22 protein-coding genes and 2 pseudogenes are annotated in these 26697 nt (G+C 57.5%); 12 read left to right on the forward strand and 12 right to left on the reverse strand.

Annotation, left to right across the window (positions count from 1 at the left end; translation table 11 throughout):
- The first annotated feature begins 9 nt into the window (after nt 1-9).
- Together FS819_RS24350 and FS819_RS24355 are read left to right on the forward strand one after the other, a co-directional pair.
- Nucleotides 10-1293: an NAD(P)/FAD-dependent oxidoreductase gene (locus FS819_RS24350; RefSeq protein ID WP_156550064.1), complete on the forward strand. Its 1284-nt coding sequence runs from the start codon at nt 10-12 to the stop codon at nt 1291-1293.
- Between the two features lie 96 nt (nt 1294-1389).
- A complete protein-coding gene (locus FS819_RS24355) occupies nt 1390-2316 on the forward strand; it encodes a hypothetical protein (RefSeq protein WP_156550066.1) in 927 nt (308 codons plus the stop codon).
- A 110-nt stretch (nt 2317-2426) separates the two neighbouring features.
- On the opposite strand, the gene FS819_RS24360 is transcribed toward FS819_RS24355, so the two are convergent.
- The 8 genes and pseudogenes from FS819_RS24360 to FS819_RS24395 all read right to left on the reverse strand — a co-directional run bounded on the left by FS819_RS24360 (nt 2427) and on the right by FS819_RS24395 (nt 12190).
- Complete coding sequence (locus FS819_RS24360; RefSeq protein WP_197435829.1) at nt 2427-3392, reverse strand: LysR family transcriptional regulator; 966 nt, start codon at nt 3390-3392, stop codon at nt 2427-2429.
- Between the two features lie 175 nt (nt 3393-3567).
- Nucleotides 3568-3657, reverse strand: a pseudogene (locus FS819_RS24365) (IS6 family transposase); the annotation flags it as partial.
- 56 nt (nt 3658-3713) lie between these two features.
- Nucleotides 3714-3971, reverse strand: a pseudogene (locus FS819_RS24370) (IS5/IS1182 family transposase); the annotation flags it as partial.
- A 1122-nt stretch (nt 3972-5093) separates the two neighbouring features.
- The gene (locus FS819_RS24375) at nt 5094-5774 is read right to left on the reverse strand and encodes an ROK family protein (protein ID WP_156550070.1); all 681 of its coding nucleotides are present in this window, start codon (nt 5772-5774) and stop codon (nt 5094-5096) included.
- Nucleotides 5775-5786: 12 nt separating this feature from the next.
- Complete coding sequence (zwf, locus tag FS819_RS24380) at nt 5787-7163, reverse strand: glucose-6-phosphate dehydrogenase (protein WP_156550072.1); 1377 nt, start codon at nt 7161-7163, stop codon at nt 5787-5789.
- Entirely contained in the window at nt 7160-8173 is a 1014-nt protein-coding gene (gnd, locus tag FS819_RS24385) for a phosphogluconate dehydrogenase (NAD(+)-dependent, decarboxylating) (RefSeq protein WP_156550074.1), read from the reverse strand. Before gnd ends, zwf begins: the two co-directional genes overlap by 4 nt.
- A gap of 18 nt (nt 8174-8191) precedes the next feature.
- Nucleotides 8192-10597, reverse strand: coding sequence for a glucan 1,4-alpha-glucosidase (locus FS819_RS24390; protein WP_156550076.1), 2406 nt, complete (start codon nt 10595-10597; stop codon nt 8192-8194).
- 189 nt (nt 10598-10786) lie between these two features.
- A complete protein-coding gene (locus FS819_RS24395; protein WP_156550078.1) occupies nt 10787-12190 on the reverse strand; it encodes an aminotransferase-like domain-containing protein in 1404 nt (467 codons plus the stop codon).
- 340 nt (nt 12191-12530) lie between these two features.
- On the opposite strand from FS819_RS24395, the gene FS819_RS24400 reads away from it, so the two are divergent.
- From FS819_RS24400 to FS819_RS24445, 10 genes are all read left to right on the forward strand, one after another.
- On the forward strand, nt 12531-13013 hold the full coding sequence (locus tag FS819_RS24400; RefSeq protein WP_015918620.1) for an MSMEG_0572/Sll0783 family nitrogen starvation response protein: 483 nt from the start codon (nt 12531-12533) through the stop codon (nt 13011-13013).
- A gap of 79 nt (nt 13014-13092) precedes the next feature.
- Nucleotides 13093-14136 (forward strand): Nit6803 family nitrilase, encoded by a 1044-nt coding sequence (locus tag FS819_RS24405; RefSeq protein WP_156550079.1) that lies wholly within the window; start codon nt 13093-13095, stop codon nt 14134-14136.
- Entirely contained in the window at nt 14063-15181 is a 1119-nt protein-coding gene (locus FS819_RS24410) for an MSMEG_0568 family radical SAM protein (RefSeq protein WP_156550081.1), read from the forward strand. The genes FS819_RS24405 and FS819_RS24410 overlap by 74 nt, the downstream gene beginning before the upstream one ends.
- A complete protein-coding gene (locus FS819_RS24415) occupies nt 15178-15720 on the forward strand; it encodes an MSMEG_0567/Sll0786 family nitrogen starvation N-acetyltransferase (protein ID WP_156550083.1) in 543 nt (180 codons plus the stop codon). Before FS819_RS24410 ends, FS819_RS24415 begins: the two co-directional genes overlap by 4 nt.
- A 2-nt stretch (nt 15721-15722) precedes the next feature.
- Nucleotides 15723-16709: a sll0787 family AIR synthase-like protein gene (locus FS819_RS24420; RefSeq protein WP_156550085.1), complete on the forward strand. Its 987-nt coding sequence runs from the start codon at nt 15723-15725 to the stop codon at nt 16707-16709.
- Nucleotides 16706-17863: an MSMEG_0565 family glycosyltransferase gene (locus tag FS819_RS24425; protein ID WP_156550087.1), complete on the forward strand. Its 1158-nt coding sequence runs from the start codon at nt 16706-16708 to the stop codon at nt 17861-17863. The genes FS819_RS24420 and FS819_RS24425 overlap by 4 nt, the downstream gene beginning before the upstream one ends.
- Nucleotides 17856-18143, forward strand: a complete 288-nt coding sequence (locus FS819_RS24430; RefSeq protein ID WP_041699865.1) for an MSMEG_0570 family nitrogen starvation response protein — start codon at nt 17856-17858, stop codon at nt 18141-18143. The genes FS819_RS24425 and FS819_RS24430 overlap by 8 nt, the downstream gene beginning before the upstream one ends.
- 11 nt (nt 18144-18154) lie before the next feature.
- Nucleotides 18155-19423 (forward strand): MSMEG_0569 family flavin-dependent oxidoreductase, encoded by a 1269-nt coding sequence (locus FS819_RS24435; protein ID WP_156550089.1) that lies wholly within the window; start codon nt 18155-18157, stop codon nt 19421-19423.
- A gap of 115 nt (nt 19424-19538) precedes the next feature.
- Entirely contained in the window at nt 19539-20615 is a 1077-nt protein-coding gene (locus tag FS819_RS24440; protein WP_156550091.1) for a catalase family protein, read from the forward strand.
- Between the two features lie 89 nt (nt 20616-20704).
- Nucleotides 20705-22981, forward strand: a complete 2277-nt coding sequence (locus FS819_RS24445; protein ID WP_156550092.1) for an FdhF/YdeP family oxidoreductase — start codon at nt 20705-20707, stop codon at nt 22979-22981.
- Nucleotides 22982-23025: 44 nt separating this feature from the next.
- Here the strand turns inward: FS819_RS24445 and FS819_RS24450 are convergent, their stop codons facing one another.
- The 4 genes from FS819_RS24450 to FS819_RS24465 form a co-directional block, all read right to left on the reverse strand.
- Complete coding sequence (locus FS819_RS24450; RefSeq protein ID WP_156550094.1) at nt 23026-23538, reverse strand: GNAT family N-acetyltransferase; 513 nt, start codon at nt 23536-23538, stop codon at nt 23026-23028.
- A 10-nt stretch (nt 23539-23548) separates the two neighbouring features.
- Entirely contained in the window at nt 23549-24424 is an 876-nt protein-coding gene (locus FS819_RS24455) for a histidinol-phosphatase (protein ID WP_156550096.1), read from the reverse strand.
- 9 nt (nt 24425-24433) lie between these two features.
- Nucleotides 24434-25270 carry a metallophosphoesterase family protein gene (locus FS819_RS24460; RefSeq protein ID WP_156550098.1) on the reverse strand — a complete coding sequence of 279 codons (837 nt, stop codon included), beginning with the start codon at nt 25268-25270 and terminating at the stop codon, nt 24434-24436.
- Between the two features lie 96 nt (nt 25271-25366).
- Nucleotides 25367-26638: an ABC transporter substrate-binding protein gene (locus FS819_RS24465; RefSeq protein WP_234624813.1), complete on the reverse strand. Its 1272-nt coding sequence runs from the start codon at nt 26636-26638 to the stop codon at nt 25367-25369.
- Nucleotides 26639-26697: the final 59 nt, after the last annotated feature.

Here is a 26697-nt window from a genome sequence, read left to right on the forward strand (position 1 = left end):
GGAAGCCCCATGTCGGATAGTTCTGACCGAGTTTTTGACGTAGCGATCGTAGGTGCAGGTGTGGCAGGAACCGCCGCCGCCATACTTCTCGCGCAAGCCGGAAAGTCCGTTATCCTGCTGGAGCGGAAGCGGGAGGTGGAGGACTACAAGCTGCTATGTACACATTTTGTGCAGCCCTTCGCTAATGCCGTCTTCCATTCTATCGGTCTCGGCCACCTTCTGGCTCCTCCGCATAGTATCGAAACGAAGGCGACCTTCTACGTTCCGGGCGGTGTTATAGACCTTGAGGAAGGCTATGGTGAAGACCCCGTCACAGCCTATGCCCACAACCTGGAGCGCCGCGTATTGGACCCCGCTTTGCGCCAGAGAGCAATCGAAGCCGGTGTGACGCTTGAGCTTTGTTTCGATGTGGCGCATCTGGAGACGCTAGCCGGCGAGCAAAGGATTGTCGGCTGGCGAGACGGGCAACAGGCCCGCGTTTCTGCCCGCATGGTCGCGGCGGCTGACGGTAGACAGTCCTTGGTTGCATCGCTGATGGGAGCCACCGGCAAGAGTCTGGACAATGATCGCGCCGCCTATTTCTGTTACTGCAAGGGAATTCCCTCGCCAGCGAACAATCGATCGCTGTTTGTCCTCCACGATAATGAGATGAGCTTTCTCTATCCTATCATTGAGGGGCGCAGCCTTTTGTCCGTCTACGTGACAATGGAGCGCTCGGCTCAATGGAGGTCTGTGGGTGCCATCTGGCCTCAGCTTCTGGAACGCTTCAAGACGGAGCTTCCGATGGTCGATTTCTCCTCGGCAGAACCCGACACTGAAGTCTATTCCTATCGTAAATACGACAACCAGATCAGGCCTGCTGTGACAGGCGGTGTTGCCTTTTTAGGTGATGCGGCAGTGTCCATCGATCCCATGAGCGGCGTAGGCTGCTCCTTTGCCCTCAAATCCGCCGACCTCTTTGCAAAGGCAGTGCTCGACCATACGTGCGATTCACACAGCGTGCTCGCCAAATATGCGGCAAGCCATGCGAGCTTTTTCGAGCCCCATATCACGGGAATTGTTGCCGATAGCCGCGTGAGCAAATCGACAGCGACAGTAGAAAAAACCTATGCAACGATCCTGCGAAGCAAAGCTCTCCAGAAGCAGTATTTGGATCTGACGGCCCGCCTGATTTCCCCCGAGGTATTCCAGCGCGCTTATCTTCGAGAAGCAATAAAAGGGAATGCGGCGCCGATGAAACCCGCAGTCGTGGCGAAAAGTGAAATCAGACTCCCGACGGTTGGCACCGGTTGACCGCAGATTACGCGATTTTTTCACCTGCAGCATTTTCTGAACGAGCACCGGTCAGATGTTTCCTGAAAATGCTCTCTCCGCCCAGTTGGAGCAATCATGAGCAATAACTTATTTTCGTATGATACTGAAATTTATAACAGAAATTTCCTAAATTGCGCGCAGCGGCAAAGTATCGTGATGTTAAAGCGGGATGGCGTTCCCGTTGACTGGCTGTTCTATACAACTCAGGTGAGCACAGACCGTATTCGCGACTTTTCGCTAATCGAGCAGAAGCCGAAATTCGATTTCGAATATGACGGCTTGACCGATGACGATTTCAAAGTGATCGGCGTTGATCGAAAAAATCACTATCTTGACAGTTTTGTTGAGGCGAAACCCCAGTTACTTGACGTTATTGCGCGCGACGGGTTCGTTCTGATGAGTTGCAACCTGATCCATGTTCCTCATCGACCTGAATATTACAACAAGAGGGATGTTCTGCACTTCCAAACGCTGACGGGCTATAATCCGCTCGAGGCCATCTGGGACGCAGTCGACGATAATTCCGCGGCAATCCTAGCTTACTTCACCTTCGATGAAGCATTTCTGGAAAAGATCTACAATGCGAGCCTGCTGAAAGGATACCGATCCTTCGCTATCACGCGCCGTAGTCCAGCTGACATAGGTGACGATGTTGAAGTGCTTTTCCAGGGCCATCGAAAGAACCGATGCGACTCGCTTCATCTGCTCCAGGATATCGAGGGTTACATCGTTGCAGAACCTGATCGGCTCAAAATGCTGGCAGAGGCTTTTTCCCTGCTGAGTGGATCCCGCATCTGTTTCGCGCAGTTCTTGCGTTTAGCAGATGTGGCATCTGTTTGGATTGACCTGGCGGTCGAGATCGGGCGCGAGGCAGCGCGAATCCGCGATGCGTTCACCATGTGGCAGGTGGGTGGCAAGGTTAGCGTTGAAAAGATCAGGCAGAGGGCTAGAGCTATCGCCGACTTGGAGGCGAGGTTGAGCGAATTGCGGTCACTCAGTTAGGATACGGACCACGCAAACAATGCGTTGCTTTTGTGAAAACGGGATAGGTGAAACAAAGATGGCAAAACAAACTGCGCAGGCACTCACCTAAGTGAGTCCAGCGGCACAGGTCAGTTTCGCTCTAAACAAGGTGATGCGACGTGTTTTTTTTGCCGCCCAACACTTTGAATTGCGGATTTGCCGTCGATATTCGCGCAAACAGCTAGCGGCTTCACGTTCAGCGAGCGAAGTCTTTGACCTATGGCACCTTCCAACTTGGTTGCATCCACAGCTAGTCGAACCGGTAACCTGACTTCGAAATCCGGAAGAATGGCGAGATTGCCCTTACGGGCGACGTCTCTCGACAAGATGCCGATGCCATCGATCTGTCGGACCAATGTTACAGTGAGATGTTCACTGGCAGAAAGGATGGTGCGACTTTCTATAAACTCGGGGGACATGCCCGGCAGCTTCTGATCGACGAACTGAGTGAAGCCGACGGAATAGGGGCAGCTATCGTTCGGCCGTACCAAAAAGCGATCCTTACGTTCGGATGCACGCTTGAGGACGTCCGTGCTCGTCGATGCACTGACGACCTCGATCTCAAATCCATCCAATTCGACGTAAGGCAGATCCTCCGGTGGTGATCCCAAGAAGACCGCGAGATCAACCTTTTTTTCACTAACGCCGCGAAGATTCTCATGGGTTTCCCCGGCGCTGAACTGAATATCGTATCCCGTAAATAAAGCCATGAAATGGTCCAGCAATCGCGACATTGCTTCCTGTCCGAGCGTAGTGTTCATGGCGATCCGCAGCTGTCTGCGGTTTTGCCCACGTATCTCGGCAATGCTCTCATCCAGGTTGCCGGAAGCCGCGATGAGTTCGCGGATACGGGGCATGATGGCACGGCCTGCATCAGTCAAGGTAAGGCCCTTCGAGTTTCGATCGAACAAGGCAAACCCGTAGTGATCTTCAATTTTATTGAGCTGAGCTGATATAGCTTGTACCGTCAAATGTGCGTTCGTGGCAGCCGCTGTCAAAGAACCAGTTTCAGTGATGCGGAGGATATTCCTAAGTGAGCGAATATTCATGTTCATCTGCCTCATGCATGTACATTTTTATACCTAGCGTACAATCGGACGGACATCCTGTCCACGCGAATGTTTATGATGTTCTCGCGGACGCTGTGGTGCCAGGATCAGCTGATGTGCGGGTACGGGCTTGTCGCAAACCTCCACAGAGGCCGCGGCTATCCCTTGAACGATTCCATTTTCATGTTTTGCAAACCCTTGTAAGTCCGAAGGTGCGCGCAACCGAATCATTCTGATTGTTGACTGTCCAGCAGCCAGAAAAGCCGAAGCCATCGGCATTGGTGCAGCGTTCAGCGACATGTCGTCATTCGGTCTTTTATAGGCCGGTTATTTGGTTGCTCCCGCCGAGGCTTGGCGTTGAGCGGATCTCGGGCGTCCGCAGGCAAGCATTCGGTTCACGATGGCGACGCCGATCGCAGCCTCTGTCTGTTGAGCAAGGAATGACCGAGCGCGCAAACGCAGTCCAATGATGCCATTGTATCGACCCACCGCGGTTTCAACCAAAGCCCGTTTGCCATAGCCGTTACCGTCCTGTCATTTTAACCGGCCATCGATCTGGATGGATGCGATGTGATCGCCTTTCTGGTAGGACGCCTGCGCGTTGGGCTGCCCAGCCCGCCAGCGCTTCAGGCATTATCCAAAGGGTCAAGCTGCTACGACAGTGAAAACCCGCTTCATACTACGCCCAATTCGTCACTTTGAACTTCATCTTACCGATATGATGTCGGCGGGGGGCGTGGTGTTTGTACAGCATGCTGCACCAATCAACCTATTTTCGATCTCGGCCGCTTAAATGCAAAATATTGAATTTGATCCCTCCACCAACGCAGCTCCCTGATGTTGGGAAATGGCCGGGTGGGTAACGCCGATGCCCACGGCAAGAGCTATGCCTTGCTTTACGGCTCAGATATACGGGATCTGGTATCAATCTAAGATGTCGTTTGCACGGCCGTTTATCCCCGTTGGTCAAAAAGGCTCGCCATGAAGATTGGCGGTCGCGATGTGCCCGACACGCTCCAGAGAAGGCATTGGTGCCCGAAACAAAATCTTCTCAGCGCATCCTTGTTCGCGATCTTGCCCAAATGAGCGCCTGACTATACCAGTAAAATTTCTGCTTGTGCAGGATCCTCATTTGTGTCGGTCGTGACTCCATTCGATCTCCATTTTATCGCGGTAAAGTAGGGCCTTGAGGGATCGGTCATTGGGGGAACCTCCGACGCAACTTCATAGCCATGACCGCCTCCAGGCTGCAATCCGAATCTATCGACTGTTGCTGGTGCAGACTTTAACAGAGAACAGTTTGCATCACCGTACATTAGGATTACCTGAAATTTGATCAAAATTCCCTTTTGAATTATGTTCCATAAGATATATTATCAATATTTACGATGTAGCTGGGGTAGATTCCACTTTCAAATGCAACGAAGACAATAATGGCCATAATTTTAGTGGGCTGGTCCTCCGGTGAATCAGCAAAATACTTGCTCCAAACAGCAGCAAATGTGAGTCAGAGACGTTCTTTGGCACTGAAAGTGCCTCAAACTTCAAGGCTGAATCACATCTGGTTTGGTGAAATCGAACGTGAAAAATGTCCCAAGCCGCCGATTTATCCGCCTCTTGAGACCGATAATCATCATTCAATAGATCGCTAAGGCAGCGGCAGCTCCTAAAGTGAAGGCTTCACTGTCTTCAGTAGTCAAAGGCCAGTCAAGTCTGGAACCGGGAATCCAGCCACAGAGCAAATCCGCCCTTGAATGCATTGGCGTTATCGCCGAGCCGGGCATTGGTCGGCAGTGTTTTCAATCTGGTGACATTGCCGCCGCCGATGACAACATAGTCCGGCTCGAGTGCTGTGCTGAGTTGCTCTACAGCCCTCAACACATGTTTCTCCCATTTACTGTGTCCGCGCTCTTTCAGGCTCGCTTGGCCGAGATAGTCCTCATAGCTGCGGCCTTTTCGATAGGGAAGATGCGCAAGTTCCATGGGTTGGGCGACATAGTTGACAATCATGGCCGCTCCCAGCCCGGTGCCAAGGCCGAGAAACAGCATACGACCACCTTCATAGCTTCCCATAGCCTGCATCAGAGCATCGTTGACAATGCGCACGGGCTTGCCGAACCGCTTTGCGAAATCGAAGCCTGTCCATCCAGCGGCTAAGTTATGCGGCTCCGTCAAAATACGATTATGAATAACCGGACCCGGATAACCAATGGCGATAACATCATAAGCCATGCCTGACGCAAGTGTCTCGACCGCATCGGCCATGACAGCAGCATCCATTTCCGGACCGGAGGCAGCCTTGCTTTCCTCACCATCCGCGCTGTTCATGATTTTGACATGCGACCCGCCGACATCAACGGCAAGCACGATCTGGGGCTTCTCATCCATAGATGTCTTCCTTTATGGTTGCGGATCGACCCAGCCACCGGGAGGAGCGAAATCCTTCATGGCATCGGCAGGCCCCCAGCTGCCGGGCAGATAGACGGCCGGCTGTTCCCTAAGATCAAGCACGGGATCCACCACGCGCCAGGCCAGTTCCGCCGCGTCCTGTCGGGTGAAGAGCTGGCGCCTGCCGTTCATAGCATCGCCGATCAACCGCTCGTAGGGCATCATGTCGTCGGTCGTGTCATCAAGCGCACCGAGTTCGACACTTTCACCGACCATCCCCTCGCCCGGCGCCTTGCGTCGGGCACCAATGCCGATTGCCACCTGCGGTCCGACACGGAACCGTAAATAATTGGCTTCGGCTGCGGTAACTTCATCGAAAAGAGCGACGGGCGGACGTCGAAACCGCACGACAACTTCTGTCGCACGGACCGGCAGGTGCTTGCCGGCCCGGATAAAAAAGGGCACGTCCTTCCACCGCCACGTATCCACAAACAGGCGCACGGCGGCGAATGTCTCGACAGGAGAGCCGGACGCAACACCCGGCTCATCGTGATAGCCTTGGAACTGTCCCCTGATCAGGTCATGCGTCGAGAGCGGGCGAATAGCCCGGAGAACCTGGACCTTCTCGTCACTGAGTTCATCGGACCCGCTGTTGACGGGTGGTTCCATCGTCAGCAGTAGGAGGATATTGATCAGGTGGTTTTGGATGACGTCACGAATGCATCCAACCTCGTCATAGAACTTGCCACGGCCAGCAATTCCGAAATCCTCAGCCATGGTGATCTGCACGCTTTCGACGTGGGTCCGGTTCCAGACTGGTTCCAGAAAAGCGTTGGCAAAGCGGAAATAGATCAGGTTTTGCACCGCTTCCTTGCCCAGGAAATGGTCGATACGGAATACCGCTTCCTCCTCGAACACGGAGTGCAAGACACCATCGAGTGCCTGGGCGGAGGCAAGGTCCCGCCCGAAGGGCTTTTCCACCATCAGCCGGGCGTTCTCAGCAAGGCCAGCCGCCTTCGATGCCTTGATGACTGTCTCGAAAAGCGAAGGCGGGATGGCCAGATAGTAAAGCGGGTGCGTTGCGGGGCCAAGCGCCTCGCGCAGCCGATCAAAGGTGGCCGGACTTTTGTAGTCGCCACTGACATAGCGCAGCAATCCCTTCAGCCTGGCAAAAACGGCCTCGTCAACCGTACCGAACTGCTTGCTGATACCTTCGCGGGCGCGGGCCGCCAGACGGTCGATGTCCCAGTCGTCGAGCGCCACACCGATGACCGGCTCGTTCAACTGGCCTCGCCTCACCATCTGGTAAAGCGACGGGAGGATCATCTTATGGGCGAGATCACCGGTCACGCCGAACACCACGAGGGCATCGGATCTGCCTTGCATCATGACGTGCTCTCCGGCTTCTCCACATGGCCGCCAAAGGCGTGCCGCATTGCAGAGAGAAGCTTGTTGGCAAATTCATCGTTGTCACGTGACGTGAAGCGTCCGAACAAGGCAGAAGACAGGACAGGAGCCGGCACGCCGGTCTCGACCGCCGCCTGCAATGTCCAACGGCCTTCGCCGGAATCCGACACGCGACCGCCATACTGTGACAGTTGCGGATCCTGCTTCAACGCGGATGCCGTGAGATCGAGAAGCCAGGAGCCGATGACGCTGCCATGGCGCCAGACTTCAGTCACGGCAACCAGATCAAGGTCAAAACGGTAATATTGCGGATCCCGCAATGGTGCGGTTTCGGCATCGGCGTCACGCACCTCGCTGCCTGCATCAGCAGCCTTCAGGATGTTCAGCCCTTCGGCATAGGCGGCCATGATGCCATATTCGATCCCATTATGGACCATCTTGACAAAGTGACCGGCACCCGGCGGCCCACAATGCAGATAACCTTCCGTTCCGGTGTCGGCTGTGCCGCCCGTCGCCCCTGTACCGTCTTTTCCGGGAGCAAGGGACGCAAAGATAGGATCGAGATGCTGCGCCGCTTTCTTCTCAGCACCGATCATCAGGCTATAGCCACGATCCAGACCCCAGACCCCGCCGCTGGTGCCGACGTCAACGAAGGAGATACCCTTTGAACCAAGCTCGGTTCCCAGATCGACCGCGTCGCGGTAGTAAGAGTTTCCGCCATCGATCAGAATATCGCCGCTTGTCATCTCGCCAGCCAGTTCGCGGGCTATCTGGCCGGTAATGGCGGCTGGCAGCATCAGCCAGACAACACGCGGCGTGGCCAATTTGGCGACAAATTCGGCGTAGCTCGCCGCGCCGACAGCGCCTTCGGACTCAAGAGAAGCAACGTTTTGCGGATTGACGTCATAGACGACGCATTGATGCCCCGCCTTTATCAACCGCCGCACCATGTTGGCACCCATACGACCCAGGCCGACCATTCCCAATTGCATGTCTATCTCCGTCAAACGTTACGCTATGATCTGAACTTTGAAATTGGCATTTTCCCAGAGATCAGCCTCCAGCCAGAGGAAAGTGAACACCAGTTGTTGGCCGATTACGCCGTCCGCGAGGTCGATATCGACAACATGGGTCCCGAGACCGGTTTCGCGTGTCCTGGTGTCCGCCACCTCATGCCAGCCCGTAGCGCTCCAATGCACCATGGCCGATGCGTCCAGTTCCAGCCGCAATGTCTTGCCGTGGGGTATGGTGGAAATCTGATTGTTGAAACGCCAGATGCGCAGGGTTGATGGCGTCTGATGTTTTACATAGCGCTCAACTGTCTGCGGCGGCATGTCAAAAACCGCGCCATCGTTCAGCGAACGCAACAGCTTGATGTATTCCGCATGCGCCCAGACGAGTGGCATGGCACTGCCCGACGGGCGGCCCAGAAATAACTCGCGTTCGGGGAGATCGGGTCCGTCCCAGCTCTGCTCGGGCAGAAGACCCTCTGTCCCAGCCGAAGCCTCAAGCGTCTCCAGAAGCCGTTCGGCCATGTCGCGATGTCCAGCCGCCAACTCGTAATGTGCGCGCTCGCCCGCCAGCAATGGCCACGGACGCCCCTGGCCGATGCCATCGAACGGGCTGCCATCAGGATGTTCGCCATAACCGTCACCCGTGTAGCGATACCAGAGCGGACCTTGCGGCAGATCGATCTTCAATTGATGGTCGATAACCTTTATCGTGTCGAGGATCCTCGGATCGTCAGCGGCCCGCAACCCGAAGCGAACAAGCGCCAGGGCGTCGGGGCTGATAACGTCACGGGTCGGCAATATCGACGTGTCGGCTGCCCGGTTGCGGATAATGGTCTGCCCTTGACTGCCCGTCGCCACGTCGGTGACATCAAGACCCCCGATGCGGACATAATAGCCTTTCACGCCGACGACATCGCAAAGGGTGGAATCGCTGGTATAAGTCCAGTTTTCAATCTGCTCATTCCAGCAGTCGGCGGTTTCGCGCAAATGGTGGGCCACATCAGGCTCGCCGACACGGTCCAGAATGTCTGCGCCGGCCAGCAATGCTGCAATCTCGACGGCCAGGGTGAACGGGCTATAACCGCCATCTTCTTCCCAGCGGTCCTGGCTGGTGGCCGGCCCATTTGCGATGGTGTAGCCAGCCGCCTTGCGGATCATTGGAAGGAATCGGTTCAGCAGCGTGTCCGGCAGATGGCCATTTCGATACAGGAGATCGGCCAGCAGAATAGGAAAAGCGCATTCATCCATCTGCACCCCGAGCCAATAGGGCTTGCCATCCAGCCAGAGATTCTGCGGCCAACGACCGGACGCCAACTGAACCTCGCGCAGATATTCCAGGATTTCGATTGCTTCCTTCCAGTCGCCAGCCGCAAGAAAGCCACCCGCGCTTTCCACGAGATCGCGAGGCCAGACAAGGTGATAGCCACCCAGATCATCATCCCCCTTGCTCGCCCCCCAAGGAATGGACAGGCTGGCAACAACCGCTCCTCGCCGATCAGCGGCGCGATGGGCTGCAAGCACGGCAGTCGAGACGCGGTACATATTGATGGGCTTTGCGGTCTCGCGGTCCAGATCGTAGAGGCCTTTCTGCCAGCCGCGCCAGTTCGCGCAATACATGCCGAAAGCGACATCGAATCCATCGCGCAGACTGGCGAGTGCCTGGGCGCCCGCTTCCGTTTCCGACTGGCCAAAGCTGAGGGCCAGAATTGCGGTGTTGGCACTTTCCGTGAACGGGATTTGCCCTGTCAGAGCGGTATTGCCATCATCGGCACGCTGATATTGGGGATCGAGACTGCCGTTTTGCAGCAATTGGCTATAGCCATCGGACTGCCCGGCAAAACCCGCAGAGCGTTCGCCCCAAGGGAGCGATGATCCAAGCGCAAGATACCGTGATCGGCCGCTTGCAAAGAGAAGCGTGGTATCATCCTGCTCACCGATCCATGCGGAATTATCCATCCCGGCGTTGACAAGATGAGGCGCAAGCAGCGCATAGACCTTGTAATCGGATATGTTACCGACCAAAGGCATGAACGTGATGCTCTGGAGAACGGTTGCGCGAGCAGGATCGGAAATGATCTGCTTTTCGATCCGGTAGCGGCCATCTCGTGACATGTTGACGACATGAAACGCCAGTACGCCGCTTTCGACCTGATGGGTCGTTGTGGTGCAATCGCGCTTTTCCTCGGAAAAATATCCTTCAGGACCAATAACGAGCAACCCAAGATCTCGAATACAGGCGCTGTCCACTCTGGGATAATAGACCTCATTCAGCACCCCATGGCTCAACGTGAACCAGACGGGAGACCGGGCGGAAAGCGCAGTACCCAAACCACTCTTTGCGCTCGACGTCCAACGCGCTTGAATTCCTGGATTGCCGGGAGCAAAATCAAAGAGGGTTGTCAACTGCGTTCCCCTTGCTATGCAAGCCCGATAACGACTTATCGGCTCTCAAATATGTCGGATGTTGATCCAGAATACATAAGGCCGTTTTGTGATTTGGCCGTGCAAATAGTCGTGATTGTTATGAAATCGCTCTGAACGGCATTCCGGTTGCCGTGGCTTACGCGAGTGCGACTTTCTTGGGCGCGATTTTCAGAAGAAGGTGCCGGCCATTTGGGGAGACCCCTCCAGGGCGTGGCCCATAAATTCCAGCGCAGCCTTGAGGGTCTCCCGGCGTATGGGGCCGCCGAGGCAAACCCGAACGGCTTCCTCGGCCACGCCATCGACAGTGAAGGCATCACTTGCGACGACACCAATGCCGGATGCGCGCATGTGCGTGCCGAAGGTTGAGCGCGTCCACCCATTCGTCAAGGGTAGCCAGATGTTGAAGCTGATGGGATCGCTTTGATAGCTGCCCGCCGGTAGCACTTCGGCAACGAGCGCCTGGCGGGCGGCGGCCTCGGTGCGGATAAAGCGCAGGATACTGTCGGCTGTCCCATCCTCGATCCAGCGGGTGGCAAGAGCGGCTGAAAGCGGCGAGGCCATCACGCTTGCCGTCCGCATGGCGCTGGCAAAGGGCCAGGCTGCCTTGGTGTCGGGAACGACGACATAGGCAAGCCGCAGGCCTGCACCGATGCATTTCGCCAATCCGCCAATATGCCAGGTGAGATCCGGCGCCATCGCGGCAAGCGGCGCTGGGCTATGAAGCGGGATGAACCCATAGGCATCATCCTCGACGATCGGAACATGATATTTGCGGGCGACCGCGCAAATTTCCTCCCGTCGCTTTTCGGGTATGGTGAGGGTCATCGGGTTCTGAAGCGTCGGATTGAGATACAGCGCCTTAGGCCTGCCAGTCTCGCAGATTTCGGCAAATGCGCCGGGGATAATGCCCTCCGCATCCATCGGCAGGCCTGTCAGATTAAGGCGGAGCTGGGCTGCAATCGAGCGCATGCCGGGATAGGTAATGTTCTCGGAGAGCACCATTTCCCCTGGTTTTGCCAGAAGTCCGAAAATCGCCAGAAGGGCCGGATGGGCGCCGGGTGTGACGAAGATACGTTCCTGGGAGGGAACCAGGCCACGGCGGCTGAGCCATGATGCGGCGGCCTCCTTGTCCATGCCAGCTCCACCGAACCCCTGATAGCGCAGAAGCGGGATCATATTGGTCGCGACGGCGGACAGCCCCTCCTGCATGCGCGCCAGAAGATCCGGATCATCAGGCTCCGGCGGCATGTTCATCGAGAAATCGACCACCGACATGCGCCGGGTATCCAGTGCGGCCTGCGATACGAAGCCGCGCCGTTGCTTTTCAGGACCGCCAGTCACGAAGGTTCCGCGTCCGACATGGGTCGCCACAAGTCCGCGCTTTTGCGCCTCGACATAACCGCGCGCAACAGTCGTAAAATCGATGCCCAGCCGTTTGGCAAGGTCTCTTTGCGGCGGCAACCTGTCGCCCACCAGAAGCCTGCCGCTTTTCAAATCCATCTCGATAACGTCGGCGATCGCCAGGTAACGCGGGCCGTCGCTGCGGGAGAGGTCGGGAGTCCAGGTTTTCATGAAAACTCATCGATATTGAACATTGACTGTATATTGTTGCTTTCTCTGCCTGTCACTCAAGAAAATAGGTTTTCAACGGAAATGGAAGCCGTCATGTATCAGATAGCGCCAATTGATCGCATATTGACTGCACTCAAAGCCGACCGTCGCGCTTATGGGTTTGGCAGAGATTTGCCCTTATATTGGCACTACACTTAGTTCACTCTCCATATTGACTGGAAAAATGACTGCAAATTCTCAAGTTTTGATTTGATAATAGGCAAAACCTCATCTGGCATAGGCTTTGCAATTGAATGGTAGTGGCCCGTCACGTGGGCCGACCTCGAAACAGGAGCCATTCATGCCCGCAATCACTGCACCGGCCCACGCTGATGGGGACTTCTTCGTTGATTACGAAGAAAAAGTTTTCGAAGACATCCAGGCCAATGAAGGCGAAAAAGCCCTCATCACCTTCCACACCGTTGCTTTTGAAGGCTCTATCGGCCTCGTCAATCTGCTTCAGGCCAAACGCCTCAAGCGCAAGGGCTATGACACGTCCATATTGCTCTATGGTCCCGGCGTCACCCTGGGTATCCAGCGGGGCTTCCCCAAGCTCGGCTCGGAGGCTTTCCCGGGGCATTTGAACTTCAACAACCAGATCAAGGGTTTTCTGGAAGAAGGCGGCAAGGTCTATGCCTGCCGTTTTGCCCTCCAGGCGCTCTACGGCCATGGCGAGCCTGCGTTGATCCCCGGCATCACGCCCATCAGCCCGCTGGATGTGCTGGACCTGATGCTCATCCACCGTCGTGCCGGGGCTGTCATTCTGGACACCTGGACACTCTGACTTACCCCCGCGCTCTGATCAGCGCGCCCGGAAGGCGGGGCCAGCCCCGCCTCCTTCACCCCAATCCAAGGAATTCGTCATGGAGAAAAGCAGGACCGTTCGGGCTGCCGCCGCACAGATCGCGCCGGATCTCACCTCACGCGACAAAACGCTTGCCCGCGTGCTGGAAACAATCCGCGAGGCGGCTGGCAAAGGCGCGGAGCTCATCGTTTTTCCAGAAACCTTCGTTCCCTGGTATCCCTATTTTTCCTTCGTCCTGCCACCGGTTCTGTCTGGCCGCGAACATCTCCGGCTCTACGACGAGGCTGTCACCATTCCGAGTGTCACGACCGAGGCCGTGGCGTCAGCGGCACGCGAGCACGGCATCGTCGTCGCACTCGGCGTCAACGAACGGGATCATGGCACGCTTTACAATACGCAACTCGTTTTCGATGCGGATGGAGAGCTTGTGCTGAACCGGCGCAAGATCACGCCGACATTCCATGAGCGGATGATCTGGGGCCAGGGCGATGCCTCCGGCCTCAAGGTGGTTGATAGCAAAATCGGCCGCATCGGCGCGCTGGCCTGCTGGGAGCACTACAATCCCCTCGCCCGTTATGCGCTGATGGCCCAGCATGAGGAAATCCACGTCGCGCAATTCCCCGGCTCCATGGTCGGACCGATCTTTGCCGACCAGATGGAAGTGACGATCCGCCATCACGCGCTGGAAAGCGGCTGTTTCGTCGTCAACGCCACCGGCTGGCTGACCGACGAGCAGATCCGCACGATCATCCCTGAGGAAGGCCTGCAAAAGGCACTGCGCGGCGGCTGCATGACGGCGATCATTTCGCCGGAAGGCAAGCACCTGGCGCCACCGATCACCGAGGGCGAAGGCATCCTCATTGCCGACCTGGACATGAGCCTCATTCTGAAACGCAAGCGGATGATGGATTCCGTTGGCCACTATGCCCGACCGGAACTTCTGCATCTCGTCATCGACGATCGCCCGGCACATCCGATGGTGGCCGCCCATCCTTTCCTCGAAACCGCACCGACAAGGAGCAATACCGATGGATACCAGACCCCAGCTTTCGACGGAAACTCTGATCAACGAATTGCAGTCGTTCGGCGCGAGGCTCGTTGATCCGAAGGCCGGGCACGAAAGCCGCCGCGGTGGTGCAGGCCCTTCCGATCAAAAGGCCCTGACCATCGATGGCATGACGGTGATGGTGCCGGTACATACGGCACCCGCGTTCGAGAGTCCTTACCTCGTCGAAAAGCCTGACGACGCCGGCAATAGCCGCATCAGTCGCGACGGCCGTGTCATCGGGGAAGTCTCCTTCCCCTTGCGCCCACGCTTTTACGAGCGCTCGACGGCGGATGGCATTCCTTATTCGCAGATTGCCGTGCTTCACGGTCGCGACGTGCTGGCAACAACCGTTCTACAGACCTGTATCCGCTACCAGAGCCGGACGAAAACCTGTCAGTTCTGCGCCATCGGCCAGTCGCTGGCGGCTGGCCGCACTGTTGCCCACAAGACGCCGGCGCAGCTCGCTGAAGTCGCCAAGGCCGCCGTGGAACTGGACGGCGTCAAGCATATGGTCATGACCACAGGCACACCGAAAGGCGACGACCGGGGAGCCGCGGTGCTTGCCGAAAGCGCCCGCGCCATCAAGGCTGCCGTCAACATCCCCATTCAAGCTCAGTGCGAGCCACCGGAAGATGACATCTGGTTTTCCCGGATGAAAGACGCCGGGGTGGATGCGCTCGGCATGCATCTCGAAGTCGTGACGCCGGAAATCCGCGCCCGCATCATGCCGGGCAAGGCGCAGGTCGGCATCGCAAAATACATGGCCTCCTTCAAGGCTGCGGTCGAGGTGTTCGGGCGCGGACAGGTCTCCACCTATATCCTCGCCGGGCTTGGAGACACACGCGAGGCCATCCTCGATATCTGCGAAAGGCTGGTGGCGATAGGCGTCTATCCCTTCGTCGTGCCCTTCGTGCCGATCTCGGGAACGCCGCTGGAAAGCCACCCCGCACCGAAGCCGGACTTCATGCATTCAATCCTCGGCCCGCTCTCAAAAATGCTCGTAGAGAGTGGCCTGAAGGCCGTCGACATCAAGGCGGGTTGCGGAAAATGCGGCGCCTGCTCTGCCCTTTCCACCTATGAGAGGATGCTGACCCGATGATGATCGAACCTTTCTCACCCTTCCACACCAGCGAATTTCAGGTGAAGTTCGCGACATCGACCTGGGAGCGTCGCGAGGCTCATGCCCTTCGCCGTGATGTCTTCTGCCGCGAACAGCAGATTTTTGAGAACGACGACCGGGACGCGATCGACGACCACGCCACCCCCATCGTTGCGCTTTCCATGCTGGGTGTGGCCGCCGACAGGTTGGTTGGCACGGTGCGTATTCACGAGGAGCAGTCGGGCCTCTGGTGGGGGTCGCGCCTTGCCGTACACGAGGATTTCCGCAGGATCGGCGCGCTGGGCGCAACGCTGATCCGGCTTGCCGTCTCCTCCGCCAACGCCATGGGTTGCCATAGGTTTCTGGCCAATGTGCAGGTCCAGAACGGTCTGCTCTTTCGCCGCCTGCACTGGGATGTTGTCGAGGAATTCGAGATTTACGGCAAGCCGCATCTGCGCATGCAGGCGGATCTAAGCTGGTATCCGCCCTGCGCCACGCCGGAGGCGGGTTTCGTGGCGCTGGCCAAACGGGCGGCATGACGATGGCCGGTTTCGGGAGGGACATCGATCTCGACGCACTGGCTGAAAAGCTGCGCTCAAGCGGCGGGATCGCTGCGAAGCACGATATCGGCAGCGTCACCGCGCGGCTCGGCGTGAAAGGCAAGTCTGTTCCGGTGGGGGACGACTGCGCCGCCTTGCCGCAGGGGGATGGCTACCTGCTTTTCGCCATCGAGGGTTTCATGAATGCCTTTGTCGCCGCAGACCCCTGGTTTGCCGGGTGGTGCGGCGTCATGGTCAACATCTCCGACGTCGTCGCCATGGGCGGTAGGCCGACCGCCGTGGTCGATGCTGTCTGGGCCGATGGCGAAGCGGGTGCCGCCCCGGTGCTGGATGGCATGCGAGCGGCGGCAGAGGCCTATGGCGTGCCCATCGTCGGCGGCCATACCAACATTCGCACCGACCGGGGCCAATTGTCCGTCGCCATCCTCGGACGCGCAAAGCGTCTGCTCACAAGCTTCGATGCCCGTCCCGGCGATGTCCTGGTCGCCGCCGTGGATCATCGCGGTCGCTACCGTGCTCCCTTCGACAACTGGGAAGCGGCCACCGACGCGCCCGCCGAGCGGCTGCGCGGCGATCTCGAAATCCTGCCGCAGATTGCCGAAGCCGGGCTCGCCCTGGCCGCCAAGGACATCAGCCAGGGCGGCATTGTCGGCACCGCAATCATGCTGGCGGAATGCTCCGGCATCGGTATCGACATCGATGTGGCAGCCATTCCCCTGCCCGACGGCGTCAGCCTTGACCGCTGGTTGGCGACCTTCCCAAGCTTCGGCTATCTGCTGTCCGTGCCGCCCGAAAACGTCGATGCCGTGCTGGGCCGTTTCGAAGCGCGCGACATCACCGCTGCGGCAATCGGCACCGTCTCTATCGGAAGCACTGTTGCGATCACCAATGGCAGCAAACGGATCGTCATTCGTGACCATGCCACAACGCCCCTGATGCAACTCGGGCCAGCGGAGCATTGCGCATGATCAGCCCGCTGCGTATCGCCATGCTCACGCATTCCACAAATCCACGCGGTGGTGTCGTGCATGCCATGCAGCTTTCCGAAGCGCTAACGGCCATTGGTCATGAGGTGACCTTGCACGCGCCCGATGCGAAAGGTGCCGGCTTCTTCCGCCCGCCCGCCTGTGACACGGCCTGCTTTCCCGTACCGCCTGCCGCGGCGGATATGACAGCCATGGTCGAGCAGCGGATTGCTGATTACATCGGCCACTTCGAACAAGCAGAAAATCGTGACTTCGATGTCTTCCATGCCCATGACGGCATTTCGGGAAATGCGCTGGCGACGCTCAAAGACCGTGGTCTGATCCCGGGTTTCGTGCGTACCGTCCATCATATCGATCAATTTGAAGATCCGCGTCTGATGGCCCTTCAGGACCGTTCGATCAAACGGGCCGATGCCTTCCTTGCCGTCAGCGCCGCGTGGCAGGCCATCCTGCGCGACAGCTACGGCGTGGACGCAAAAGTGGTTGGCAACGGCGTCGATAACAGGCGCTTTGCCCCTGCCTGGAGCGGCGAGCAGACGGCGCTGCGAGACCGGATCGGTCTTCATGCCGGTCCCGTCTTCCTCAGCATCGGCGGCATCGAGGCGCGCAAAAATACGCTCGGCATTCTCGATGCCTTCCGGCAGTTGCGAGCGGTCAAGCCGGACGCACAACTGGTCATCGCTGGCGGTGTCTCGCTGCTCGATCATCGGGATTATCAGGAGGAGTTCCAATCCCACTTGCGGGCGCTGCGCGATGATGCCGCCGCCGTACACATTATCGGCGCCGTATCTGACGATGATATGCCGAACCTCTACCGGCTTGCCGATGCGCTGGTGTTCCCGTCGCTGAAGGAAGGGTTCGGTCTTGTCGTGTTGGAGGCGATGGCCAGCGGCGTTCCAGCCATCGTACCATCCATTGCGCCCTTCATCGACTATCTCGGCAGCGACGATGCCCTTTGGTGCGATCCCCGCCACTCTGCCTCGATTGCCGAAGCCATGGCTTTGGCGCTGGTGCCTGAGATCCGCGAGCGGATCATCCCGCGCGGCCTGGAGGTTGCCGGCCGTTTTCCCTGGCGGCGCGTCGCCGAGGCACATCTTTCCACCTATGCAACTTTGAAGGAGGCAGCCCATGCCTGAGATGCGTTTTGTCATCACCTGGCCCGATGGCCAGGAAGAGACCTGTTATTCACCCTCGCTGATCATTCGCGAGTTCTTCACGGAGGGTGAAAGTTATCCGGTGGCGGATTTTGTCGAGCGCAGCCGAAAAGCACTCACCATCGCCAGTGATCGCGTCGAGGCAAAATACGGATTTGCCTGCTCATCCGCAAACGACCAGCTCGCCCGCATCGAAACCGCCGCCCTCCCCTTCCTTGAGCGCGCCGATGCCCGGGTGCGCTGCGAGACCTTTATCCTGTGAAAGGACATAAGATGACCCGATCCCTGAAGCCGCATTACAGCGCCGTCGTGGTGGGGGGTGGTCAGGCTGGCCTCTCCGCCAGCCATTACCTCACGAAACACGGTATCGACCATGTCGTTTTCGAAAAGAAGACTGTCGCCCACAAATGGAAAGACGAGCGCTGGGATGCCTTCTGTCTGGTCACTCCAAACTGGCAATGCCAGCTGCCCGACCATCCCTATGACGGTGCCGATCCGCACGGTTTCATGGTGAAGGAGGAGATTGTCGCCTATGTTGATCGCTTCGTCAAAAAGGTCGATGCGCCCGTTTTCGAAGGCACCAGCGTGACTGCGCTGGAGAAAACGGGAGACCTGTTCCGGATCGAATCGACGGCTGGCACCATCACCGCCGACAGCGTCATTCTCGCCACCAGCCTCTATAGCCAGCCCTTCGTGCCGCGTGCCGCAGAACGCATTCCCGATGGCATAGCCCAGATCCATACAGCCGATTATCGCAATCCCGCGCAACTGCCGCCAGGCGGCGTCATCGTTGTCGGGTCCGGCCAGTCGGGCTGCCAGATTGCCGAGGACCTGCATCTTGCCGGTCGTAAAGTGCATATGGTCACCGGCAATGCACCGCGCTGTGCTCGCTTCTACCGGGGCCGCGATGTTGTCGACTGGCTGGCCGATATCGGGCAATATGACATCACCATCGCCCATGACGGCATGGCGAAAAAGAAGCATGATACCAACCATTATCTGACCGGACGGGACGGCGGGCGCGATATCGATCTTCGAAAATTCGCGCTGGAAGGCATGGCCCTTTATGGTCGTATGGCTGGCGTTTCCGCCGGAAAAATGCTGTTCGAGACCAATCTGAAGAGCAATCTCGACAGCGCCGACCGGGTGTATAACGGCATCAATGCCCTCATCGATCGCCATATCGCGGAAAAAGCCATCCATGCACCGGCAGGTGGACCTTATGTTGCGCTCTGGGAACCGCAGAGTGAAACGGCCGAGTTGGACTTTGAGGCCGAAGGTGTCACGTCGGTCATCTGGGCGACGGGCTTTACCCCTGATTGGTCCTATGTCGGATTGCCGATCTTCGATGGCACAGGCTATCCGATCCAGCGTCGCGGCGTCACCGGCATCGAGGGCGTTTACGTCCTCGGCCTGCCCTGGCTATGGACCTGGGGGTCGGGCCGGTTCCTCGCAGTCGGCAAGGATGCCGAATATGTGGTGGACCATCTGGCGATGCAGCTGGAGCAGGCCCGGCGCCCGCAAAAGCAAGTTAACCGATGACAATACCCCAGGCATTGTCGGAGGCATCTGGACGCATTGACTGAAACGTCCAGGTCCAGGATTGCTGGAACCATCCCCCATCCGTGGCGTTCTTTGGTTTTTAAAGGAGCGACATATGACAGCAGTCACGCCTGTCCGTTATTCCCCGGACCTCGAAACAGTCAAACCGGGAGAACAGGAGACTGTCTCCGCCCTCATCAACCAATTCGACATCATCCTCGAAAAGACCGCCGAAGACTACGGCCATGCCGTGCGCTCCGTGCATGCCAAGGCACATGGAATCCTTGAAGGCACGATGATCGTCAAAGATGGCTTGCCGCCCGAACTCGCCCAGGGCCTGTTCGCCAAAGCCGGTGAATATCCGGTCTATATGCGTCTCTCAACAAACGCTGGCGACATCCTGCCCGATGCAATCGCTCTTCCGCGTGGTTTGGCCATCAAGGTCGTCGGTGTCGCAGGACCGCGTTTGCCGGACGCAAGCGGCGATACGCAGGATTTTGTGATGGTGAATGGCCCGGTCTTCCAGGCGCCCAATCCCGAGAAGTTTCTCTCCAGCCTCAAGCTTCTTGCCCGGACGACGGACAGAATGGAAGGTACCAAGACTGTGTTGTCGAGCGTGCTTCAAACCGTCAACAAAGGCCTCGAGGCCGTCGGCATTTCCAGCTCGACCATTCAGTCACTCGGCGGCGCACCGAATGTCGATCCGCTTGGAGAGACGTATTTCAGCGTTACCCCGTTCCGCTACGGTGACTACGTCGCCAAGTTCCGGCTGAAACCAGTCTCACCGGATTTGACGAAGCGGACCGGAACGGAAATCGACGTCAGCGTTCGCGACGATGCGATCCGCGAGACTGTCCAGGCGGAGATGCAGGATACTCATGGGGAATGGGAATTCCAGGTGCAACTCTGTCGTGACATCGAAATGCAGCCGATCGAAGACCCGACTGTCGAGTGGGTGGAAGACGAAGCGCCGTTCGTGACCGTCGCCACTGTGACCTCCATGCCCCAGGACAGCTGGAGCGATACGAAGGTTCAGAAGGTCGATGAACAGATGCGGTTTAGCGTCTGGACTGGCCTTGTGGATCATCAGCCCCTCGGCGGCATCAACCGCGTCCGCAAGCACACCTATCAGCACTCGGCAGAGTTCAGGGCAAAGTTCAATGGTTGTCCGGTCCATGAGCCGCGCCAGTAGCCAGCTGTCGATGCCGATCCATTCGGACGCATGGCTGTTTTAAAGCCGCCTTTTTCCTATTTAATCTCCCATCAAAAGAAAGGCCCGCCATGGCCGACCCTATCGAGAACCCGGAAGCCGAAGGTCCCGCTGGTGGCTGGGGATCGGTGAAGTCGATCGCCCGTATGCTGGGCGACAACAAACCCTCACCGGCAATCCTTGAAACGCTTTACCGCCTCAATAAGCCTGCCGGGCTTATGTGCGTTTCCTGCGCCTGGCCCAAACCGGCAAACTACCATCCCTTCGAGTTCTGCGAAAACGGGGCCAAGGCAACGATCTCGGACCTGACCAGCGCGCGCTGCACGCCTGATTTCTGGAGCCGTCACACTGTTGCCGAGCTCAGGAACTGGAAAGACTATGACCTCGAACAGACCGGGCGGCTGACCAATCCTCTTCGCTATGACGCTGGAACGGACCGCTATGTTGAGGTGACGTGGGACAAGGCCTTCTCTGAAATCGGCGCGACGTTGAAATCATTGCCGTGCGACAGCGTCGTCTTCTACTCTTCCGGCCATGCCGGTCTTGAAGCATCCTATCTCTACGCCCTGCTCGCGCGGGTCTACGGCAACAACAACCTGCCCCAGAGTTCCAACATGTGCCATGAGACGACTTCGGTCGGGCTTCAGAAGGTTATCGGCTCGCCTGTTGGCACCATTGTCTGGGAAGATCTGGAGAAGGCCGACGCATTTTTCTTTTTCGGCCAGAACCCGGGATCGAACAGTCCGCGCTTCCTTCACCCATTGCAGGAGGCCAAGCAGCGCGGTGCGCGCATCGTCACATTCAACCCGGTTGTCGAGCAGGGGCTGGTATCATTCGTCAATCCACAAAGCCCGGTTGACATGCTGACGGGACGCGAAACGCAGATTTCAGACGAGTATCTCCAAGTCCGGGCCGGCGGGGACATTTCTGCAATACTGGGTCTCTGCAAGGTTGTCATCGAAGCTGACGACGCAGCGGTGACCAATGGACAAAAGCGTGTGCTCGATGTGGCGTTCATCAATGAGCACACGACAGGCTTCGATAGTTTTATAACCCTGGTCAGAACGACGAGCTGGGCCGATATCGAGCGTGAAAGCGGCCTGACCGAGGCGGCGATCCGGCGTGCCGGCGAAATCTATATCAGCGCGGAAAGGGTCATCGGTGTCTACGGCATGGGCCTGACGCAGCATTCACAAGGCGCGATTAATGTGGCCATGCTGGTCAATCTGTTGCTTCTGCGCGGCAATATCGGGCGCGAAGGGGCTGGTTGCTGTCCTGTTCGGGGCCATTCGAATGTACAAGGTCAACGAACCGTCGGGATCGCTGAGAAGACCAAGCTTATTCCCATGGACACGTTGAAGGAGCTCTTCGATTTCGATCCCCCGACCGAGGACGGCACGACCATCGTCGATGCCATGAAAGGGCTGATGGCTGGCAAGATCAAAGCCTTCATTTCTCTGGGAGGCAATCTTGTCCGCGCCGTACCAGATCAAAAGGAGATGGAACGCGCCTGGGCTCGCCAGGAGCTGACTGTGATGGTCTCCACCAAACTAAACCGGAGCCATCTTTTTCCTGGCAAGCAGGCCTATATCCTTCCCTGTCTGTCGCGTGCAGAGATCGATGAGCAGACCACGGGAAATCAAGCCGTATCCATCGAGGATAGCTTCTCCCATATTTCTGGATCACTCGGCAAACGACCTCCCGCCTCCAAACATTTGAAGAGCGAACTGGCGATCGTCACCGGCATTGCAAAGGCGACGCTTGCCGCAAGGCCGACACTGAAATGGGATGAATGGCAAGGTGACTATAGCCTCGTGCGAGACCTGATCGAAGCGACCTATCCCGAGGACTTTAAGGACTATAATGCGCGCATGTTCCAGCCGGGCGGGTTTTATCGCGGCAATGCAGCTCATGAACGCGTCTGGAAAACCGAGGAAAAGAAGGCTGTCTTCACAACGCCCAGCCAAATGAATGCGCTGTCCTTCGAGGATGCCGACGGCCGGTTCAGACTTGTCACAATGCGATCGAACGATCAGTTCAACACGACAATCTATGGTTACTCCGACCGCTTTCGCGGCATAGAGGGTACCCGCGACGTCCTGTTGATGTGCGAAAGCGACATCGCGACATCGGGACTTAAACCGGGGCAGGTTGTCACACTCGTCAGTGATTTCGGCGACCGCGTTCGCCGAGAGCTCGGTGGCTTGACTGTCACCGCTCATAATCTGCCAAAAGGGACGATCGGCACTTATTATCCTGAAGCAAACGTGCTGATCGCCATTGACCATCATGACGAGATGTCGAAGACACCGGCATCGAAAGCAATTCCAGTCCGGATCGAAACCTAGAGTTTGTCAGGTAAAAACCGGGTTCCGCTTTTCCCTTGGAAACTCTAACGAACCAGCACCGAAGCTACGCCGAGCCAGTCGTCGCGCAGAAGCGCCATCAAAAGCAAATCTGCGCGACGGCCATCCGGGTAGCGCAATGCACTGCGCATCAGTCCCTCTTCGACAAAGCCCAGCTTGGTATAGACGCGCCGTGCAATCGCATTTGAGGGAAGGACATCGAGAACCAGACGACCAATTGTCGGGTCTGCGAAAACATTCGTGCAGAGACGCAGCACAAACGCGCTGCCGATGCCGCTCCCGGACTGCTCCACAGCAAGACGGCGGATCACAACATTTCCCATGCCGTCATCGGGCCTCAACACCGCGAAGCCCACGGGCTTTGCTTCACACATACCGATCAGGTATCGGCAGTTTGGGTCAGCCATTCGGCTTTCGTGTTCCTGAACCGAATAGGTACCCACGCGCTCTGGATAGCCGGGGAGCCGTTCGACACGCATGACGAAATCGATGTCATCCGGGGTTGCGGGCCGGATGGTAAGCGCATGAAGTGCTGGCATAACAACGCTCTCAGATTTTTCCGGGAGCGACATCGTCTATGTCAGCCTGGAGCCATCCATTTGCACGTGTCAGGTATGCAATGCTCTCAAAGCCAGCAGCTCGGATTGCAGCAACGGACTGCTCAAGGCCGACGCCCACGGTGTCAACGCCGTGGCTGTCATCACCCAAGGTCACGCGGATGCCCATATGGCGGACACGTTTGAGTATGTGCGGTAGCGGGTAAACCGGGCCGTAGTCATTGCGAAAGGCGGCACAATTGACATCCAATATGCCGCCATAGGCCTCGATTGCTTCCAGAAGAATGTCCACCTCGCGCAGAACAGGGGTAGAAAATTCAAAGCCTGCAGGCTCATATTTTCGGACAAGATCGAGATGGGCAACGACATCTGGACGAAGACGCTGCACCATGTCGGTTGCCGATTGGAAATAGGCGATCTGGAAGGCATCGGTGCCCCCCAATTCCCGCTTGAGGGCTTCAGTGGATTGTGCCGAGTAATCGAGCCAACACCCGTCGATATCGTGGACGCTGCCGACGATGTAATCGAATGGATGAGCGCGCCGTATGGCCTCCATCTTGGCAAGCCAGGTATCCGGCGGTAATTTCTCGGTCTCGAAGCCGATCAGCAACTCGATCCGGTCCGCATAGGCGTCACGAAGCTTGAATGCGTGATCCACATAGTCATCGAACTGACGCGTCAGGCCAGCAACCCCCAACCTTTCTTCACCGGGATAGAGATCTTCATCCCGATACCGCGGGCAGTGTTCGCTCAACCCGTAATGGGTAAAGCCGCGGTCGATTGCTGTCTCGACCACGTCAGCAAGAGTGGATTTCGCATGGTCGCAGAACTGCCCGCTATGGCCACCGTGATAACTAAACCAGGTCATAGCTTGTCCTCAGGCCGTTTTCGCAGGCGAGCGATAAATCGAGCCGTTGTAATCTTCGATATAGCTCTTCATCAGCCCATCTATAGCCATGAATTCAACCGAGATGTCATCCTTGCCGAAATCCAGCAATGTCACGCCCAGCAGTTCTTTTCCCGGCTGGCTTGGCATGGACTCGTCGCGGGCCAGAAAGCTGGATGCAGGCGTCCAGATCAACACCGGCTCATCCTTCTGCCGCCGATGCAGCGTGCGATGCATATGGCCTGAGACCACCGCGAACAAGGCGTGCTCGGTGATCAGCCGCTGCAACCGTTGGCGACCTTCCGTCTTCAGCGCCCATGCCGGCCTGTCGGCTTCGTTCCAGTCTTTCAGAAAGAGAGGCATGTGGAGAAACAACACCGGTTTGCGGTCGCCCCTCCCCTTCAACATGCGCTCCAAGGCCGACCATTGCTGTTCCTCGGCTGGTAGGCCTGAGCCGATAATCTGGCTGTTCAGGCCGATCAACCTCCAGCCCTCAGCGGCGTCACTGTGCCAATACCAAGAGCCAAAATGTTTTCCCCAGGCCGCAAGACGAGCCTCATCTGCGGGCTGCACGCTGTCGCGGGCAATATCGCCAACATCGTGATTGCCCGGCAGGACGAGAACCGGGGCCATGATCTCCTTGAGTTTAGCCGCACCAAAGGCCAGATCTGCCTCGATATTTGCACCATCCAGCGTCAGATCACCGAGAACAATTGCCAGTCCCACATCGTCACAGCCGTTGACGGTTTTGACAGCCGCCTTCCAGTTTTCGACGAATACGTGGTTTTGAGAGCCGATGTGAGGATCGGCCAAGATCGCTATTTTCATCATCTTTCCTTGGAAGCTTTAATCTGTACCTGCCGCTCAAGGCGCGGAGCACCGCAGGGCGGGGTCGGGCGCACCAAGGGGTGCGCCCGACTTGCATTACTTTGCCGCCATCACACCCGCGACATGCTCGCGAATCTTCGGCATGGCAGCCTCAGGCGTGATCTTGCCCCGCTGCAATTGGTCCAGGATTGGTGCCACGCCCTTCCAGACACCATCCGCCGTGTTGTTGGGATAGGCAAACCATGGCATGGCGGCATTCATCGACTTGAAGACCGTCTGGAAGTTCGGATGTTCCGCATAGAAGCTCTCGAGCGCCTTGGCAGCCTGAACGTTGACCGGCATGTAGCCGCTTGCCTTGGAGACGTCGGCCTGAACGGAGGCGCTGGTCATGTATTTGACGAACTCCCAGGCGGCTGCGCGCTTGGCGGCATCTTTCGAAAACACCATCAGGGCATTACCGCCAGCTGGCAGGCCGCCCTTCTTGGCGTCGATCAGCGGGAAGCGGACGGTGCGCATGGTGAAGCGGTCGCCGATGGCGGTCTCATAGGCCACGAGATCGGACGGCGACTCCACGACCATGCCAATCTTCCCGGCAAAGAACTGCTGCTGCGCAGGCTTGGGGTCGGCATAAACGGACATGCCTGTCTTCACCGCCAGATCCTGGGTGATGCGCAGAGCTTCCAGCCCTGCCTTGTTATCATAACCGATGCCGGTGGCCTTGGCGTCAAGCATCTGGTCGCCAGCGCTCATCACCATCATCTGCCAGTACCAGTCATCGCTCAGTCCACCGACAGAGAAGCCGATGCCCGAGACGCCGTTGCCAAGCTTGCTGATCTTGGCTGCCAGATCAATGACGCCATCCCATGTGGTCGGGAACTGATCGATACTGCCACCGGCCTTTTCGACCAAATCCTTGTTGACGTAGAGAAGCGGCAGGGAGGCCGTAAACGGCATGGCATACTGCTGGCCATCAACCTTTGCGAGGTCGAGAATGGCGGGGGCATAATTGGCCGCCTGCCAGTCCTTGCCTTCCTTGGTCAGCATCGGATCAAGTGAGCTTGTCTCGCCCCGATCCTTCATCACACCAACGAGGGTGGGAATGGAGGAGTAGGAGGCCAGATAGACATCCGGCGTCGAGCCCGTCATCATTCCACGAATGACGCTTTGGTCACCAGCGCTGTAGTTTTGGGCTGGTGCCTGCTCGTTGATGATGATCTCTGGATGTGCCTTCTTGAAACCCTCCAGAATAGGCTGCATAAAGGCAAGTCGTGTGTGATAAAAGGTCAGCGTGACTGGATCAGCGGCGAAAGCCGGTGCAGTCCCCAACACGGTCAGGGCTGCAGCCGCGAAGATGTTTTTCATTTTCATGGTGTTTCCTACAAGGTGGAGTGGTCTTGACTTTCGGACCTGCCCGGTGGCCGCCGGGC

Origin of the sequence: Allorhizobium sp. Av2 (assembly GCF_021462805.2) — a bacterium.
Lineage (GTDB): Bacteria > Pseudomonadota > Alphaproteobacteria > Rhizobiales > Rhizobiaceae > Allorhizobium > Allorhizobium vitis_G.

What these genes read in the sequence shown, in the direction of transcription:
- zwf (WP_156550072.1), bottom strand. Translation starts at nt 7,163, where the DNA reads ATGATGCAAGGCAGATCCGATGCCCTCGTGGTGTTCGGCGTGACCGGT.
- FS819_RS24425 (WP_156550087.1), top strand. Translation starts at nt 16,706, where the DNA reads ATGATCAGCCCGCTGCGTATCGCCATGCTCACGCATTCCACAAATCCA.
- FS819_RS24455 (WP_156550096.1), bottom strand. Translation starts at nt 24,424, where the DNA reads ATGACCTGGTTTAGTTATCACGGTGGCCATAGCGGGCAGTTCTGCGAC.
- FS819_RS24395 (WP_156550078.1), bottom strand. Translation starts at nt 12,190, where the DNA reads ATGAAAACCTGGACTCCCGACCTCTCCCGCAGCGACGGCCCGCGTTAC.
- gnd (WP_156550074.1), bottom strand. Translation starts at nt 8,173, where the DNA reads ATGCAATTGGGAATGGTCGGCCTGGGTCGTATGGGTGCCAACATGGTG.
- FS819_RS24465 (WP_234624813.1), bottom strand. Translation starts at nt 26,638, where the DNA reads ATGAAAATGAAAAACATCTTCGCGGCTGCAGCCCTGACCGTGTTGGGG.
- FS819_RS24375 (WP_156550070.1), bottom strand. Translation starts at nt 5,774, where the DNA reads ATGGATGAGAAGCCCCAGATCGTGCTTGCCGTTGATGTCGGCGGGTCG.
- FS819_RS24405 (WP_156550079.1), top strand. Translation starts at nt 13,093, where the DNA reads ATGGAGAAAAGCAGGACCGTTCGGGCTGCCGCCGCACAGATCGCGCCG.
- FS819_RS24400 (WP_015918620.1), top strand. Translation starts at nt 12,531, where the DNA reads ATGCCCGCAATCACTGCACCGGCCCACGCTGATGGGGACTTCTTCGTT.
- FS819_RS24410 (WP_156550081.1), top strand. Translation starts at nt 14,063, where the DNA reads ATGGATACCAGACCCCAGCTTTCGACGGAAACTCTGATCAACGAATTG.
- FS819_RS24360 (WP_197435829.1), bottom strand. Translation starts at nt 3,392, where the DNA reads ATGAACATGAATATTCGCTCACTTAGGAATATCCTCCGCATCACTGAA.
- FS819_RS24355 (WP_156550066.1), top strand. Translation starts at nt 1,390, where the DNA reads ATGAGCAATAACTTATTTTCGTATGATACTGAAATTTATAACAGAAAT.
- FS819_RS24420 (WP_156550085.1), top strand. Translation starts at nt 15,723, where the DNA reads ATGGCCGGTTTCGGGAGGGACATCGATCTCGACGCACTGGCTGAAAAG.
- FS819_RS24415 (WP_156550083.1), top strand. Translation starts at nt 15,178, where the DNA reads ATGATGATCGAACCTTTCTCACCCTTCCACACCAGCGAATTTCAGGTG.
- FS819_RS24430 (WP_041699865.1), top strand. Translation starts at nt 17,856, where the DNA reads ATGCCTGAGATGCGTTTTGTCATCACCTGGCCCGATGGCCAGGAAGAG.
- FS819_RS24450 (WP_156550094.1), bottom strand. Translation starts at nt 23,538, where the DNA reads ATGCCAGCACTTCATGCGCTTACCATCCGGCCCGCAACCCCGGATGAC.
- FS819_RS24460 (WP_156550098.1), bottom strand. Translation starts at nt 25,270, where the DNA reads ATGAAAATAGCGATCTTGGCCGATCCTCACATCGGCTCTCAAAACCAC.
- FS819_RS24440 (WP_156550091.1), top strand. Translation starts at nt 19,539, where the DNA reads ATGACAGCAGTCACGCCTGTCCGTTATTCCCCGGACCTCGAAACAGTC.
- FS819_RS24350 (WP_156550064.1), top strand. Translation starts at nt 10, where the DNA reads ATGTCGGATAGTTCTGACCGAGTTTTTGACGTAGCGATCGTAGGTGCA.
- FS819_RS24445 (WP_156550092.1), top strand. Translation starts at nt 20,705, where the DNA reads ATGGCCGACCCTATCGAGAACCCGGAAGCCGAAGGTCCCGCTGGTGGC.
- FS819_RS24435 (WP_156550089.1), top strand. Translation starts at nt 18,155, where the DNA reads ATGACCCGATCCCTGAAGCCGCATTACAGCGCCGTCGTGGTGGGGGGT.